Origin of the sequence: Sorangium sp. So ce1335 (assembly GCF_051521615.1) — a bacterium.
Taxonomy (GTDB): domain Bacteria; phylum Myxococcota_A; class Polyangia; order Polyangiales; family Polyangiaceae; genus Sorangium.
Window position 1 is genome coordinate 5,295,774 of record NZ_CP150363.1, and the last position, 14,385, is coordinate 5,310,158.

General features: G+C 72.1%; 11 protein-coding genes. 8 read left to right on the plus strand and 3 right to left on the minus strand.

Annotation, left to right across the window (positions count from 1 at the left end; genetic code table 11):
• Positions 1-7 precede the first annotated feature (7 nt).
• From WMF24_RS19460 to WMF24_RS19470, 3 genes are all read right to left on the minus strand, one after another.
• On the minus strand, positions 8-1,219 hold the full coding sequence (locus tag WMF24_RS19460; RefSeq protein ID WP_437737929.1) for a saccharopine dehydrogenase family protein: 1,212 nt from the start codon (positions 1,217-1,219) through the stop codon (positions 8-10).
• A gap of 37 nt (positions 1,220-1,256) precedes the next feature.
• A complete protein-coding gene (locus WMF24_RS19465) occupies positions 1,257-2,726 on the minus strand; it encodes an amidase (RefSeq protein ID WP_437737930.1) in 1,470 nt (489 codons plus the stop codon).
• Positions 2,727-2,976: 250 nt separating this feature from the next.
• Complete coding sequence (locus WMF24_RS19470) at positions 2,977-4,017, minus strand: hypothetical protein (protein WP_437737931.1); 1,041 nt, start codon at positions 4,015-4,017, stop codon at positions 2,977-2,979.
• A gap of 900 nt (positions 4,018-4,917) precedes the next feature.
• Between WMF24_RS19470 and WMF24_RS19475 the strand changes: the two genes are divergently transcribed.
• The 8 genes from WMF24_RS19475 to WMF24_RS19510 all read left to right on the plus strand — a co-directional run bounded on the left by WMF24_RS19475 (position 4,918) and on the right by WMF24_RS19510 (position 14,009).
• Positions 4,918-5,337: a hypothetical protein gene (locus WMF24_RS19475; RefSeq protein ID WP_437737932.1), complete on the plus strand. Its 420-nt coding sequence runs from the start codon at positions 4,918-4,920 to the stop codon at positions 5,335-5,337.
• A 127-nt stretch (positions 5,338-5,464) separates the two neighbouring features.
• The gene (ilvB, locus tag WMF24_RS19480) at positions 5,465-7,174 is read left to right on the plus strand and encodes a biosynthetic-type acetolactate synthase large subunit (RefSeq protein WP_437737933.1); all 1,710 of its coding nucleotides are present in this window, start codon (positions 5,465-5,467) and stop codon (positions 7,172-7,174) included.
• A gap of 128 nt (positions 7,175-7,302) precedes the next feature.
• The gene (gene ilvN / locus WMF24_RS19485) at positions 7,303-7,854 is read left to right on the plus strand and encodes an acetolactate synthase small subunit (RefSeq protein ID WP_437737934.1); all 552 of its coding nucleotides are present in this window, start codon (positions 7,303-7,305) and stop codon (positions 7,852-7,854) included.
• Positions 7,855-7,918: 64 nt separating this feature from the next.
• Positions 7,919-8,932 carry a ketol-acid reductoisomerase gene (ilvC, locus tag WMF24_RS19490; RefSeq protein ID WP_437737935.1) on the plus strand — a complete coding sequence of 338 codons (1,014 nt, stop codon included), beginning with the start codon at positions 7,919-7,921 and terminating at the stop codon, positions 8,930-8,932.
• Between the two features lie 34 nt (positions 8,933-8,966).
• Positions 8,967-10,661, plus strand: coding sequence for a 2-isopropylmalate synthase (locus WMF24_RS19495; protein ID WP_437737936.1), 1,695 nt, complete (start codon positions 8,967-8,969; stop codon positions 10,659-10,661).
• A gap of 84 nt (positions 10,662-10,745) precedes the next feature.
• Positions 10,746-12,392, plus strand: coding sequence for a citramalate synthase (gene cimA, locus WMF24_RS19500; RefSeq protein ID WP_437737937.1), 1,647 nt, complete (start codon positions 10,746-10,748; stop codon positions 12,390-12,392).
• A complete protein-coding gene (gene leuB / locus WMF24_RS19505; RefSeq protein ID WP_437737938.1) occupies positions 12,389-13,453 on the plus strand; it encodes a 3-isopropylmalate dehydrogenase in 1,065 nt (354 codons plus the stop codon). The genes cimA and leuB overlap by 4 nt, the downstream gene beginning before the upstream one ends.
• Positions 13,454-13,721: 268 nt before the next feature.
• The gene (locus WMF24_RS19510; protein ID WP_437737939.1) at positions 13,722-14,009 is read left to right on the plus strand and encodes an antibiotic biosynthesis monooxygenase family protein; all 288 of its coding nucleotides are present in this window, start codon (positions 13,722-13,724) and stop codon (positions 14,007-14,009) included.
• Positions 14,010-14,385: the final 376 nt, after the last annotated feature.

The window sequence follows — 14,385 nt, forward strand, 5'->3', positions numbered from 1 at the left end:
GGTCATCTCACCCCTCGAGCAGCTCGAACCGGATCCCCGCCGCCTGCAGCCGCTCGATCAGCCGCTCGCCCATCGCGACGGCCGGCGTGAGGACCCCGGCGCGCGCCGGCAGGCGCTCGCGGTCGAACGCCATGCAGAGCGCCGCCTCGGCCACCATCTTCGCCGTCTCCGAGTAGCCCGGATCGCCGCCGCTCACCCGCGTCACCACCCTGCGCGACGCGCTCTTCCCCTCGAAGGTCACCTGGAACCAGCTCCGCGCCCGCTCCTCCGGGCTCGGCCCCTCCCCCGGGCTGCGCACCTTGCGGAGCAGCTCCCGCGTCGGCCCCACCTTGGCGAGCGCCGCGACGGCGCCGAAGCCCGCAAACCCGATCACGAGCTGCAGCCCGGACTTCACCTGCACGTAGTGTCCGTACTGGAAGTCGGGGCCGTAGACGTCGAGCTCCCGCGCGCTCCGCAGCACGATCTGCGGGTCGATGCTCGGCATCGGGCAGACCCAGGCGCGCAGCCCCTTCTCGTAGCGGATGCGCGCCTTGAGCGCGCGCACGTGCCGCGCCCCGTGCTCCTGCGCTGCCCCCGCGTCCTTTCCCGCGTCGCGCCGCGAGCGGCGCGTCTGCGCCATGATGTCGATCAGCGACTGCCAGGTCCCGCCCGAGAAGCTGCCTTGCGCGCGCACGATGCCCTCCACCGCGATCGGATCGCCCGCCGGGAGCTTCGTCACCGTGAAGAGCACGCCGAGGTCGTGCGGGATGCTGTCGAAGCCGCAGCAGTTGACGATCCGCACGCCGCGGGCGCGGGCTGCCTCGTGGTGGCGCTCGAGGAGGCGATCGACGAACTCGGGCTCGCCGGTGAGGTCCGCGTAGTCGGTGCCCGCGCGGATGCACGCCTCGACGAGCGGCTCGCCGCGCGTCGCGTACGGGCCGACCGTGGTGATGACCGCGCGCGCCTGGCTGGCCATGCGCTCGAGCGACGCCGCGTCCTCCGAGGTCGCCTCGACGACGCCCACGGCGGAGCAGGCCGGATCGATCGCCTCCATCGCCGCCTTCACCTCCGCGAGGCGCCCCGCGTTCCGGCCGGCGATCGCCCAGCGGATGGGCCGCGCCTCGGCCTCGCCGGCCGCGGCGTCCTTGCCCTTCGTGGCGAGATACTCGGCGACGAGGCGACCGGTGTAGCCGGTCGCGCCGAAGACGATCACATCGTACGTGCGGTCGCTGCTGCTCATGGGGGGCGCCTTGATACCACGACCGCGGGCGGGAACGTCACCGTCGGCACCACGACAGCGTCGGCGGGACCCAGCCGCCGAACGAGCGCTCCAGGTGCTGCGCCACCGCGATCGTCACGTGGTCGTTGCCGTGGATCGATGCGACCTGGACGCCGAGCGGCAGCCCCTCGGCGTTGAGCCCCAGCGGGACCTGCGTCGCCGGCATCTCCATGACGTTGAGCACCGCGGTGTACGTCCACTGGAAGGGCGGCAGGAGCGGCGCGTAGTGCCGCGGCGCTGGCCTCGGGTACGTCGGGTAGAGCATCACGCCCCGCTCGCCGATGCGCGACACGAGCTCGGCCCGGAGCGCCTTGCCGAGCTCCACGGCGCGCGCGATGCGCAACGGCAGCCGCGTGCCGAGGTCCTCCAGCAGCGTCAGCCCGAGCGCGGGCAGCGTGTGCGGCGAGCGGCGGATCGACCACCGGGCGAGCTCGCGCGTCAGGCTGACCGGCCGGCCATCCCCGAGCATCCGCCGGAACGTGACGCCCCCGGGGCCCCCGGCCGCCCCCAGCATCGCCGTCCAGATGTCGAGCGCCCGCGCGAGCAGATCGATGCGCGCCTCGCGGACCTTCGCCCCCTTCGCGGCGAGCGCCTCCGCCGCCTTGCGCTGCGCGGCCTGGAGATCGGCGCTCACCGGGCGGATGCCGTCGTGCTCGACCGAGAGCACCGTCAGCCCCGCGAGGTCGACCTCGGCCGGATCGCCGAGGCGCAGCGGCGCGCAGCTCGGATCGCGCGCGTCGGGGCCCGCGAGGATGCGGAGCACCGGCATGAGATCCTCGGCGCGCCGCGCGATCGGCCCGGTCGTCATGAAGCGGAGCCCGCGCTCGCCCGGCAGCGGGAACTGCCCCGACGTCGGCACGAGCCCGCCGGTCGGCTTGTGGCCGAAGACGCCGTTGAAGAACGCCGGCATCCGGATCGATCCGCCGATGTCCGAGCCGAGCCCGATCGGCGCGCCGCCGGCGCCGACCACCGCGGCCTCGCCGCCCGAGCTGCCGCCCGCGGTGCGCGCCGGGTCATAGGGGTTGTTCGTGCGGCCGTAGAGCCGGTTGTTCGTCTCCATCCACATGCACAGCTCCGACACGTTCGTGACGCCGAGCGGGATGAAGCCGGCGGCGCGCAGGCGCGCGACCGTCACCGCGTCCTCCGCCGCGCGCACGCCGGCGCGGGCGACGAGCCCCGCGGAGTTCGGCATGCCGGCGACGGCGAAGCTCTCCTTGATGGAGCACGGAACGCCGAGGAAAGGCGGCGCGCCCGCGGCCTCGCCGCGATCGAGCAGCGCGTCGGCGGCGCGCGCCTCGGCGCGGGCGGCGTCGAACCGGTCCGCCACCACCGCGTTGAGCGTCGGGTTCACGCGCTCGATGTGTCGGATATGGGTCTCCACGACCTCGGCCGACGTCACCGCCCGGGCGCGGATCAGCGCGGCCAGCCGCGTCGCGGAGAGCAGGAGCAGCGGATCTCGTGAAAGCATGATGCGATAAGGAGGATCAGGCTCAGGACGGCGACCCAGGTCAAGGATTCGCCTCGCCGGAGCCGACGATCGCGTCCCCGACATCCCTGGCGGCCGCCTCGGGCCACGCCGGGCGTCCGTCGCGCCGGCGGGCGCGCGCTCCCCATTGCGCCCGCGGGCGTGCGGCCCATCGCGCCGCCGCGCGCGGCGGCGCTGAGCGCGTCCGCCGACACGGCGGACGCCGGCGCCCCTCCGGGCGCGCCGCCGCGGCCTACTCGCCCTCGGATCCCGCCGCGCGCGGCGCGGGCGCGGCGGCGACCGCGCGGCTGCGCGCCCGCTGCGGGAACGCCCAGCGCACGGCCCCGGTCACCAGCCAGTCGACCGCCCCGCGGCTGGTCACCTGGATGCCGGGATCGACGTACACCTGCACGCGGTCGTTGAGCTCAGCGCCGACCTCCAGCACGCTCGTCGACACGACGCGGGGCGCGCCGAGGTGGTTGAAGTGGAAGCTCTGGTCCGGCCCGATCCAGAACCCGCGCGGCAGCTCCACGATCGCGAAGGGCCGCACCACCGACGCCTGGACGGCGTCCCGCCGCGGATCGCCGCCGAACGACACCGCGTGCTGGAGCTGCAGACCGAGCCGCGCCGGCCGCGCCACGCGGACGTACCCGAGGACGAGCGGCGCGACCTGGTTCTTCCCGGATCCCAGCGCGCGGTCCGTCGCCGAGTCGAGGACGAGATCCGAGCCGACGAGCAGCGCGAAGCGCGGCGTCCCGACGGCGCGGACGAGCGGCCGGATCAGCACGTCGCCGAGCCCCATGTGGCGCTCGCCATTGGTCCCGCCCGCGTAGGCGAGCGGCACGTCCGCCCGCAGGGAGAAGCTCCTGTTGAAGGCGTAGTCTCCGCGGATCACCGCCGCGTTGAAGAAGCCTTTCCTCCCGCGCGAGACGTAGTCGTTCCGGAGCTCGACGAACGTGCTGAGGTTGGCGGCCGCGGACGTCGGCGCCCGGGGCGGCGCGACGTCGCGCCGCGCGCTCCCGCGGGGCGGCGACGTCGGCGGTCTCGCGACCGGTGCCGGCCGCGCGGGCTGGGCGTGCGCGAGCGCCGCGGACGCCGCTGCGGCTGCGCGTGCTGGCGCCGCCGGGCGCGCAGCGCCGGCGCGCGTTGGCGCGGCGGCGGCGCCGATCGAAGCGGTGCCGAGCGCGAGGAGCCCGAGCGCGGCGAGAGCGGCCGCGCGGCGCCGGCGGCGGCAGCCGAGCGAGAGGATCCGACGGACGGCAGGGCGCGCCTGCGCCACGCGATGCGCTTGCATGGCAGGTCCATGGTGGTGCCGCTCGCCCTGTCGCAGTCGGTTGATGGCAGCACTCCGCACGTCGGGCGCGCATGAGCTGACGTCCGGCGCTTGCGCACATCGCCCCCGGCGCTCCGGATCCGCGCCGCGCCGATTGCGTCCGCGCTCTTCACGCCGCGCGCATCGCGCGATCCGCCCGGAGTCGAGCTCGATCGGCGCCTTCCGTGCGCGTCGATCGATGCCCTCCGCTACACGCCGATCGAGCCGGCACGCGCGCCGGCCAGCGCTTCCGTGCACATCGATTGCGCCGTTGCGCGCGTCGTCCAGCGCTTCCGTGCACGTCGATCGCGACGCCGGCACGCGCGTCGTTCAGCGCCTTTCGTGCACGTCGATCGCGACGCCGACGCGGCCAGCCGCGCTCGAGAAACGCGCGCGCCGCTCGCGCGATCGGCGCGGTTCGTACAGGACGTCGCACGCGCTCAGCGGCGATGTCTTCCACAAAAAAACCGCACGAAATACCGCAGAAACACGCGATCTGTAAAGAAACAGCTTGACGCGACGCAGCAGCTCTGTAGGGTAACGGCAACCACGCTATGCAGAAGTCGATGTGCACCTCCAGCGCCCGCGCCTCCGGCGAAGGGACCTCCGCTGTGGAGCTGGTGCACCGCGCTTCGTCGGCGTCCTCGTCGATGCGTTCGCTCGCCGTCGAGGGTGGCGTGTCCGTCGTGCTCCTAGCCGGCCTAGCCATTCCTGCGCTCGTCAGCCTAGTCGTCGTCGGGCTGATTCGCGTCGGGAACGGTTGCGGGCCGCCACTCTGAGCAAGGCAGCATGGAGATAGGCCCCCGCACCGAAAAGGTCCGGGGGCTTTCGTTTTTTCGGCCTGTGGGTTCACGAAGAGCAGCCGTCGTCAAGGAGGATCAGGTGAGCAAGGAACATTCGAGGAAGAATCGCGAGGACGCGTCCAGCGAGGCCGTCGACCAGCGCATCGCGGAGCTGGCGGAGCTCGTCGCCGCGGGGTGCGGGGCGCCCGTCGCCTCCAGCGCCGTGCGCGAGGAGTTCGAGGCGCTCGTCCACGAGATCCGCGCGCGCGCCAGCGGGGGCGCTGTCCGCGCGCCCCAGCGCTCCTCGACGCACCTGAAGGGCGCGCACCCGGGCAGCGCCGCGGCCGAGGCCTCCTTCGAGTTCCACTCCGACCCGCCCTCCGCGCACGCCGGAGCGGACCTGCAGGCCTCCTCGCGCGTCGTCTCCCTCGACGACGCGCGCCGGGTGCTCGAGGCGATCCGCCGCGAGGAGAGCAGCGGCGACGGCCCGCGGGAGGACCTGCAGCGCGCGATCGCCTAGCCCGCTCGATCCTCGGAGACACGGCGAAACCCACCGGCCAAGGCGCCCCGAGGCGCCACAATCACCCGCTTCAGCAGCCTCGCAGGCTTCAAAAGCTTCACCAGCGCGACTCGATGGAGTCAGGAACATGAAACGAACCGGCGCACAGATCATCTGGGAAGTCCTCGTCCGCGAAGGCGTGGACGTGGTCTTCGGCTACCCGGGCGGCGCGATCATGCCCGCCTACGACACGATCCTCGGCTACCCGATCCGCCACGTCCTCGTCCGGCACGAGCAGGGCGCGGCGCACATGGCGGACGGCTACGCCCGCGCTTCCGGCAAGGTCGGCGTCTGCGTGGCCACCTCGGGCCCGGGCGCGACGAACCTCGTCACCGGGATCGCGACGGCGATGCTCGACTCATCGCCCATCGTCTGTATCACCGGCCAGGTCTCCTCCAAGCTGCTCGGCACCGACGCCTTCCAGGAGACCGACATCACGGGCGTCACCCTGCCCATCACGAAGCACAACTACCTCGTCACCGAGGTCCAGGACATCGCCCCCACCATCCGCGAGGCGTTCTACATCGCGCGCTCCGGCCGCCCGGGCCCCGTGCTCGTCGACATCACGAAGGACGCCCAGCAGGCGTCGATCGACTTCGAGCCGCCGAAGGGCGAGGTCCGCCTGCCCGGTTACCGCCCCTCGCACCACGCGGTCCAGACCGACATCGAGAAGGCGATCGAGCTCATCGACGAGGCCGAGCGGCCGCTCATCCTCGCCGGCCAGGGCATCGTCCGGGCGGAGGCGACGCGCGAGCTGCTCGCCTTCGTGGAGAAGACGGGCATCCCCGTCGCGTCCACGCTCCTCGGCCTCGGCGGCTTCCCGGCGACCCACCCGCTCAGCCTCGGCATGATGGGCATGCACGGCGAGGCGTGGGTGAACAACGCCATCCAGGAGGCCGACCTCCTCATCGCCCTCGGGATGCGCTTCGACGACCGCGTGACGGGCAACCTCAAGACCTACGCGGTGAAGGCGAAGAAGATCCACGTCGAGATCGACCGCTCCGAGATCAACAAGAATGTCAAGGTCGACGTCGGCCTCGTCGGCGACGTCCGGGACACGCTCCTGTCGCTGATCCCCGGCTGCAAGCAGCGCAACCGGAGCACCTGGATCGAGCGCATCAGCTACCTGAAGGGCGACTCGGCGGTCCGTGACATTCAACAATTGCCGTACAACGACAAACTGTACGCCGCGCACGTGATGCACGACCTCTGGCGGCTCACCGACGGCAAGGCGCTTGTGGTAACCGACGTCGGCCAGCACCAGATGTGGGAAGCGCAGTACTACAAGCACGATCACCCGCGGAAGCTCATCACCTCCGGCGGGCTCGGCACGATGGGCTTCGCCCTGCCGGCGGCGATCGGCGCGCGCTTCGCGAAGCCGAACGACGAGGTCTGGGTGGTCGTGGGCGACGGCGGCTTCCAGATGACCGCGTGCGAGCTCTCCACCTGCGCGCAGGAGGGCATCAAGGTCCACGTGGCCATCATCAACAACGGCTACCTCGGCATGGTGCGCCAGTGGCAGGAGTTCTTCTACAACCGGCGCTACTCGGCGACCCCGATGCGCAGCCCGGACTTCGTGAAGCTCGCCGAGGCCCACGGGCTGACGGGCATCCGCGTCACGAAGCGCGAGGAGATCGCGGGCGCGGTGGAGCGCGCGCGCGCGACGCCCGGCACCGTGGTCGTGGACTTCCGCGTCGAGCAGGAGGACAGCGTCTATCCGATGGTCCCCGCGGGCGCCGACCTGAACGACATGATCCGCCGCCCGAGCCCGATCGTGGAGACCGGGGAGGATCCGTGAACGCACCCGTAGAGGCGCGCGCCCTGAGCGCCCGTCCGGCGAACGCGTCGGACGGGCGGGGCGCGGCCGATCGCGTCGCGGCCGGAGCCGGGCGCACAAGTATCACGAGGGACTTTCAAGAGGCATCCATGGATCGACCCATCCTGCGCACGTTCATCGCCTACGTCGAAGACCGCCCCGGCGTGCTCAACCGAGTCGCGTCCCTCTTCCGGCGTCGCGCCTACAACATCGAGTCGCTCAGCGTCGGCCGCACGCACATCGCCGGGATCTCGCGCCTCACCCTCGTCCTCGAGGCGGACGAGGACGGGGCGCGCCGCCTGGAGGCGAACCTGTACAAGCTGGTCAACACCCTCTGGGTCCGGGACGTCACCCACACCGCCTCGGTCGCGCGCGACCTCGCGCTCATCAAGGTGAGGGCCGACGCGACGACCCGGGCGCAGGTGCTCCAGCTCTGCGAGGTGTTCCGCGCGCGCACCGTCGACGTCGCCCCCGAGGCGCTCACCATCGAGATCACCGGGACCGGCGACAAGATCGAGGGCCTGCTCGAGGTGCTCCGCCCGTTCGGGATCATCGAGATGGTGCGGACGGGGATGATCGTGATGACCCGCGGCGCCGAGGAGGCCGAGGCCAGGCTCGACACGATCCTGCCTGCGCGCGCGGCCGACAGCAGCGCCCCTTGAGCTTACGTGACTGACGTGAAGGAAGGGAGCCGCGAGGTGCGGATCCCTGTTGAAGGAGACTGAGATGGCGAAAATTTTTTATGATAACGACGCGGATCTGTCGCTCATCCAGAGCAAGAAGATCGCGATCGTAGGCTATGGCTCCCAGGGGCACGCCCACGCGCTCAACCTGCGCGACAGCGGCGCCACGGTGATCGTCGCCCTGCCCGAGGGCAGCAAGAGCCGGCCCAAGGCGCAGGCGGCGGGCCTCCAGGTGGCCACCGTGTCCGAGGCCGCGAAGGCCGCGGACGTCATCATGATCCTCGCCCCCGACACGTCGCAGGCGCGCATCTACAACGAGCACATCGCGCCGCACCTCGGCCCGGGCAAGACGCTGATGTTCGCGCACGGGTTCAACATCCGCTTCAACACGATCACGCCGCCCCCGTCGGTCGACGTCTCGATGATCGCGCCGAAGGGCCCCGGGCACCGCGTGCGCGAGACGTACGAGGCCGGCGGCGGCGTCCCGGCGCTCCTCGCCGTCCACCAGGACGCGAGCGGCAAGGCCGAGGCGCAGGCGCTCGCGTACGCGAAGGGCATCGGCGCGACGCGCGCGGGCGTGCTCTGCACGACGTTCGCCGAGGAGACCGAGACCGACCTGTTCGGCGAGCAGGCGGTGCTCTGCGGCGGCGCCAGCGAGCTCGTGAAGGCCGGGTTCGAGACGCTCGTGAACGCCGGCTACCAGCCGGAGATCGCGTACTTCGAGTGTCTGCACGAGCTCAAGCTCATCGTCGACCTCATGTACCGCGGCGGCCTCAACTACATGCGGTACTCGATCAGCGACACCGCCGAGTACGGCGACTACGTGTCCGGCCCGCGCGTCATCACCGACAAGACGCGCGAGGAGATGAAGCGCATCCTCGCCGACATCCAGAGCGGCGAGTTCGCCCGCAAGTGGATCGCGGAGAACGAGGCGGGCAGGCCGAAGTTCGAGGCGACGCGGGCCAGCGAGCGGGAGCAGAAGCTCGAGGTCGTCGGCGCCAACCTGCGCAAGATGATGCCGTTCATCGATCCGGTCACCATCAAGCCCGGCGATTGAGCCTCTCCACTCGTGGGAGGCGGCGGAGAACACCATGCCTGAGATGATTTCGAATCAAGCGATGCCCCCGTCCGATTACGTCCGCATCTTCGACACCACGCTGCGCGACGGCGAGCAGTCGCCCGGCGCGACGATGACGTCCTCGGAGAAGCTCGAGATCGCGCTCGCGCTGGCGAAGCTCGGCGTCGACGTCATCGAGACGGGCTTCCCCGCCGCTTCCCCCGACGATCTGCTCGCCGTCCAGACGATCGCCGAGCGCGTCGGCGCGGCCACCACCGCCGGCCGCCCCGCCGCGACCCCGCCGATCATCTGCGCGCTCGCCCGCGCCACGAAGGTCGACATCGACAAGGCGTGGGAGGGCGTCTCGCGGGCCGCGCACCCGCGGATCCACACCTTCCTCGCGACGAGCGACATCCACCTCAAGCACAAGCTCCGGATGACGCGCGCCGAGGTGCTCGATCGCGTCCGGGCCATGGTCGCCTACGCGCGCGACCTGTGCGCGGACGTCGAGTTCAGCCCCGAGGACGCCGGCCGGAGCGAGCCCGAGTTCCTCTACCAGGTGCTCGAGGCCGCGATCGCCGCCGGGGCCACGACGCTCAACATCCCGGACACGGTCGGCTACACGATCCCGAGCGAGTTCGGGGCGCTCATCGCCGGCATCCGCAAGAACGTCCCGGGGATCGACCGCGCCATCATCTCGGTCCACTGCCACAACGACCTCGGGCTCGCGACGGCCAACGCGCTGGAGGGCATCCGCGCGGGCGCCCGCCAGGCCGAGGTGACGATCAACGGCATCGGCGAGCGCGCGGGCAACACGGCGCTCGAGGAGGTCGTCATGGCGCTCGCGACGCGCCGGGCGATCTTCGGGCTGCGCACCGGGATCGACACGACCCAGATCGCCACCGTGAGCCGCATGGTCAGCGCGGCCACGGGCTTCAACGTCCAGCCCAACAAGGCGATCGTCGGCGCCAACGCCTTCGCGCACGAGTCGGGCATCCACCAGGACGGGATGCTGAAGCACCAGGAGACGTACGAGATCATGCGGCCCGAGATGGTCGGCGTCACGCAGACGCGGCTCGTCCTCGGCAAGCACTCGGGCCGGCACGCGCTCCGCAACCGGCTGGAGGAGCTCGGCTACAACCTCGACGAGGCGCAGCTCGAGGCGGCGTTCGCCAGCTTCAAGGCGCTCGCCGACAAGAAGAAGCACGTCACCGACCCGGACATCGAGGCGATCGTCTCGACGACGCGGGCGCAGGTCGCCGAGCTCTACACGCTCGACGCGCTCCAGGTCGCCTGCGGCACCACGGGGATGCCCACGGCCACCGTCCGCCTCCGCGCGCCCGACGGGTCGCTGCGCGTGCGCGCCGCGATCGGCACCGGGCCCGTGGACGCCGCCTACCGGGCGATCGACGAGATCGTCCGCGTGCCGAGCAGCCTCCTCGAGTTCTCGGTGCACGCGGTGACCGAGGGCATCGACGCGCTCGGCGAGGTGAGCGTCCGCGTCCGGGCGGACGTGACGTCGAGCAAGCGGCACCCGCAGCACGACGCCTCCGCGCGCGTCTTCCACGGCCACGGCGCGGACACGGACATCCTCGTGGCCAGCGCGAAGGCGTACCTCGCCGCCCTGAACCGGCTCCTCGCGACCTACGGCGTCGAGCCCAAGGACGACACGGCGGCGTCAGAGAGCAACCAGGGCGGCCACGGCGCCGCCGTCGAGACCGCGAGGTAGGCCGGTGCGCCGGGCAGAGGAGGCCCCCGCCCGGGGCCGACGAGCTCGGCGGCCTGCCCTCGCCGCACAAGGAAGTCGAACCTTATGAATCCGCTTCTCAACGGCGCGGAGGGGGACGCCCGCCCCGCCGACCGCGTCGACATCTACGACACCACCCTCCGGGACGGCACCCAGCGCGAGGGCATCTCGCTCGCGTGCGAGGACAAGCTCCAGATCGCGCGCCACCTCGACGCGTTCGGCCTGACGTTCATCGAGGGCGGCTGGCCCGGCTCGAACCCGAAGGACGCGCAGTTCTTCGAGCGGGCGAGGGACATCGAGTGGAAGCACGCGAAGATCGCCGCGTTCGGCTCGACGCGCCGGGCCTCGCTCGCGCCGGAGGACGACCCCGGCCTGCGCGCGCTGCTCGCCGCCGGGACGGAGGTCTGCACGATCTTCGGCAAGAGCTCGACCCAGCACGTGACGGCGGTGCTGCGCACGACGCTCGACGAGAACCTCCGGATGATCGAGGAGACGATCGCCTTCCTGCGCGCGCACGGCCGCCGCGTCATCTACGACGCCGAGCACTTCTTCGACGGGTACGCGCTCGACGGCGCGTACGCGACCGAGACGCTGCGCGCCGCGGTGCGCGGCGGGGCCGAGGTGCTCACGCTCTGCGACACGAACGGCGGCTCGATGCCGTGGCAGGTCGAGGCGGTGGTCGCCGAGATGAAGGCGCAGCTCGGCCACCCGCTCGGCGTCCACGCCCACAACGACGGCGAGTGCGCGGTCGCCAACTCGATCGCCGCCGTCCGCGCCGGCGCCCGCCACGTCCAGGGCACGATCAACGGCTACGGCGAGCGGTGCGGGAACGCGAACCTCTGCGCGATCATCCCGAACCTCGAGCTGAAGCTCGGCCTGCGGGCCCTGCCGGAGGGCGCGCTCCGCGGCATCACGGAGCTCTCGCACTACGTCGCCGAGGTGGCGAACCTGGCCCCCGACGATCACATGGCCTACGTCGGGCGGAGCGCCTTCGCGCACAAGGGCGGCGTCCACGTCGCGGCGATGCGGCGCGAGCCCGCGTCCTACCAGCACATCGACCCCGCGCTCGTCGGCAACGAGATGCGGACCGTCGTCAGCGAGCTGTCGGGGCGCGGCAACCTCCTCAGCAAGGCCGAGGAGTTCGGGCTCGAGGTGCCGACCGGCGCCGAGGTCGAGGTGCTCGAGCAGATCAAGGAGCGCGAGGCGCGCGGCTCGTCGTTCGAGGCGGCCGAGGCGTCGGTGGCGCTCTTGCTCCACCGGAGCTCGCCCGGCTACAAGCCGCCCTTCCGGCTGCTCGACTTCAAGGTCATCGCGGGCCAGCGCGAGGGCGTCGGCACCTTCGCCGAGGCGATGATCAAGATCGACATCGCCGGCGAGGTGGTGATCACGGCGGCCGAGGGCTCCGGCCCCGTCAACGCGCTCGACGGCGCGCTCCGCAAGGCGCTCGCGCCGGTGTACCCGGCCGTGCGCGACATCCAGCTCGTCGATTACAAGGTCCGCATCCTCGACGGGCGCGACGGCACCTCGGCCACGACGCGCGTGCTCATCGACAGCCGCGACGCGCACCGTCAGTGGAGCACCGTCGGCGCCTCCACGAACATCATCGACGCGTCCTGGCATGCGCTCGCGGACGGGATCGAGTATGGGCTCACGCTCGCAGCGAGAGAGCCTGCGCAGTACACATCCACGTTGCCTGCCAGCGAGGTCGCATGAAGGCCAATATCGTTCTTTTGCCCGGCGACGGCATCGGCGTCGAGATCGTCGCCGAAGCCCGCGTCACCCTCGATGCCGTCGCCGCCCAGTTCGGCCACAGCTTCACGTACACCGAGCACCTGATCGGCGGCTGCGCGATCGACGCGGCCGGCACCGCGCTCACGCAGGAGACGCTCGACGCGTGCCGCGCGGCGGACGCCGTCCTCCTCGGCGCTGTCGGCGGGCCCAAGTGGGACAACCCGAACGCGAGCGTCCGCCCCGAGCAGGGGCTGCTCGCGCTGCGCCAGGGCCTCGGCCTGTACGCGAACCTGCGGCCGATCCGGCTGTTCCCCGAGCTCGTCCAGGCCTCCCCGCTCAAGCCGGAGCGGCTCGCGGACGTCGACATCATGGTCGTCCGGGAGCTCACGGGCGGGCTCTACTTCGGCAAGCCGCGCCTCCGCGAGGAGGTGAACGGGCGCCGGCGCGCCGTCGACACGCTCGAGTACACGGACGTGGAGATCGAGCGCGTCGTCGAGCTCGCCTTCCGGCTCGCCGCGCCGCGCCGGCGGCTCGTGACGTCGGTCGACAAGGCGAACGTCCTCGAGTCGTCGCGGCTCTGGCGCACGGTCGCGACCGAGGTCGCGGGCCGCCACCCGGACATCCGCATCGAGCACCAGCTCGTCGACTCGTGCGCGATGCGGCTCATCACGGCCGCGTCGGCGTTCGACGTCATCGTCACCGAGAACATGTTCGGCGACATCCTGACCGACGAGGCCGCCGTGCTGGCCGGCTCGCTGGGCGTCCTGCCGAGCGCGTCGCTGGGCGACGGCACACGCGGCGTGTACGAGCCGATCCACGGCTCGGCGCCGGACATCGCCGGCAAGGGGATCGCCAACCCGATCGGGACGATCCTGAGCGCCGCCATGCTGCTCCGGCACTCGCTGCGCCTCGAGAAGGAGGCGGCCGCGCTCGAGCGCGCCGTCGCCCAGGCCATCGCGGGCGGCGCCAGGACGGCGGACCTCGGCGGCAAGCTGTCGACCCGGGGCATGGGCGAGGCGGTGCGGGCGAAGCTCGCGGCCTGACGCGCGCTCCAGGCCGCCGGCGGGCCCCTGCGGGGCTCGCTGCGCGCGCCGGGGCGCCGTACCCCCTTTTGCGCGCGCTGGCGCGCCAACCCTTCTGCTCGCGGGGGCGCTCCCCCCTTCTGGTCGCGTCGGCGCGCCGCGCCCCCTTCTGCGCGCGCCGCCCCGCCGCTCGATCCATGCCGCGCCTCCTCCCTCCCCCGCCCGGAGCCTGGCTCGACGCGGGCGCGCCCCGCATTGCGGTCGCCCGGCATACCGCTAGAAATCCACCATGTTCATCGTCGTCAACACCATCACCGCCTCCGCGCCGGCGCTTCGGGCCATGGTGGAGAGCTTCCGGCGGGCAGCGCCGGAGATGCGGCAGTTCTCAGGCTTTCTCGGCCTCGAGATCTGGCTGGACGACGGCAGCCTCAAGGCGGTCTCGAAGTGGGAGAGCCGGGAGGCGTTCCAGGAGTACCCCAAGTCCGAGGTGTTCCGGCGCCACCACCGCGGCATGGGCGGCGAGCAGGCGCTACGGGCCGCGCACATCACGTTCTACGAGGGCGAGGTCATGGCGTGAGCCGGCCCGGGCCCCCCGGGTAATACCGGCGTAGCCCGAGACCGACCCGGCGCGCGACCGCCTGCCCACGGGCGACTCCACGGGCGACGCGAGCGCGACGAGCCCCTCCACGGCCTCCGCTCCTGCGAAGTACTCCCGCGCAGCCCGACCCCCCGGTCTCTGCGCTGTTGAACCGACCTGGACGGGGCCCGGCGTGCCGCCGGCGGCCCCTATCACCTGCTGCGCGAAGGCCAGGCGCATGTGCACGGCAAGCGCGGTCGGCGGGTGATCCCATCCTTTCGATCCGGAGTATCCGGGCAGACCTCACGAGCCACCATGAAGCGTCCTTCGCCGCGCGTCGCCGCCTCCCGCACGGCGATCGCCCGGGCGTCGAGGC

Coding starts and splice junctions, on each gene's coding strand:
- WMF24_RS19460 (WP_437737929.1), bottom strand. CDS start 1,219: ATGAGCAGCAGCGACCGCACGTACGATGTGATCGTCTTCGGCGCGACC.
- WMF24_RS19465 (WP_437737930.1), bottom strand. CDS start 2,726: ATGCTTTCACGAGATCCGCTGCTCCTGCTCTCCGCGACGCGGCTGGCC.
- WMF24_RS19470 (WP_437737931.1), bottom strand. CDS start 4,017: ATGCAAGCGCATCGCGTGGCGCAGGCGCGCCCTGCCGTCCGTCGGATC.
- ilvB (WP_437737933.1), top strand. CDS start 5,465: ATGAAACGAACCGGCGCACAGATCATCTGGGAAGTCCTCGTCCGCGAA.
- ilvN (WP_437737934.1), top strand. CDS start 7,303: ATGGATCGACCCATCCTGCGCACGTTCATCGCCTACGTCGAAGACCGC.
- ilvC (WP_437737935.1), top strand. CDS start 7,919: ATGGCGAAAATTTTTTATGATAACGACGCGGATCTGTCGCTCATCCAG.
- WMF24_RS19495 (WP_437737936.1), top strand. CDS start 8,967: ATGCCTGAGATGATTTCGAATCAAGCGATGCCCCCGTCCGATTACGTC.
- cimA (WP_437737937.1), top strand. CDS start 10,746: ATGAATCCGCTTCTCAACGGCGCGGAGGGGGACGCCCGCCCCGCCGAC.
- leuB (WP_437737938.1), top strand. CDS start 12,389: ATGAAGGCCAATATCGTTCTTTTGCCCGGCGACGGCATCGGCGTCGAG.
- WMF24_RS19510 (WP_437737939.1), top strand. CDS start 13,722: ATGTTCATCGTCGTCAACACCATCACCGCCTCCGCGCCGGCGCTTCGG.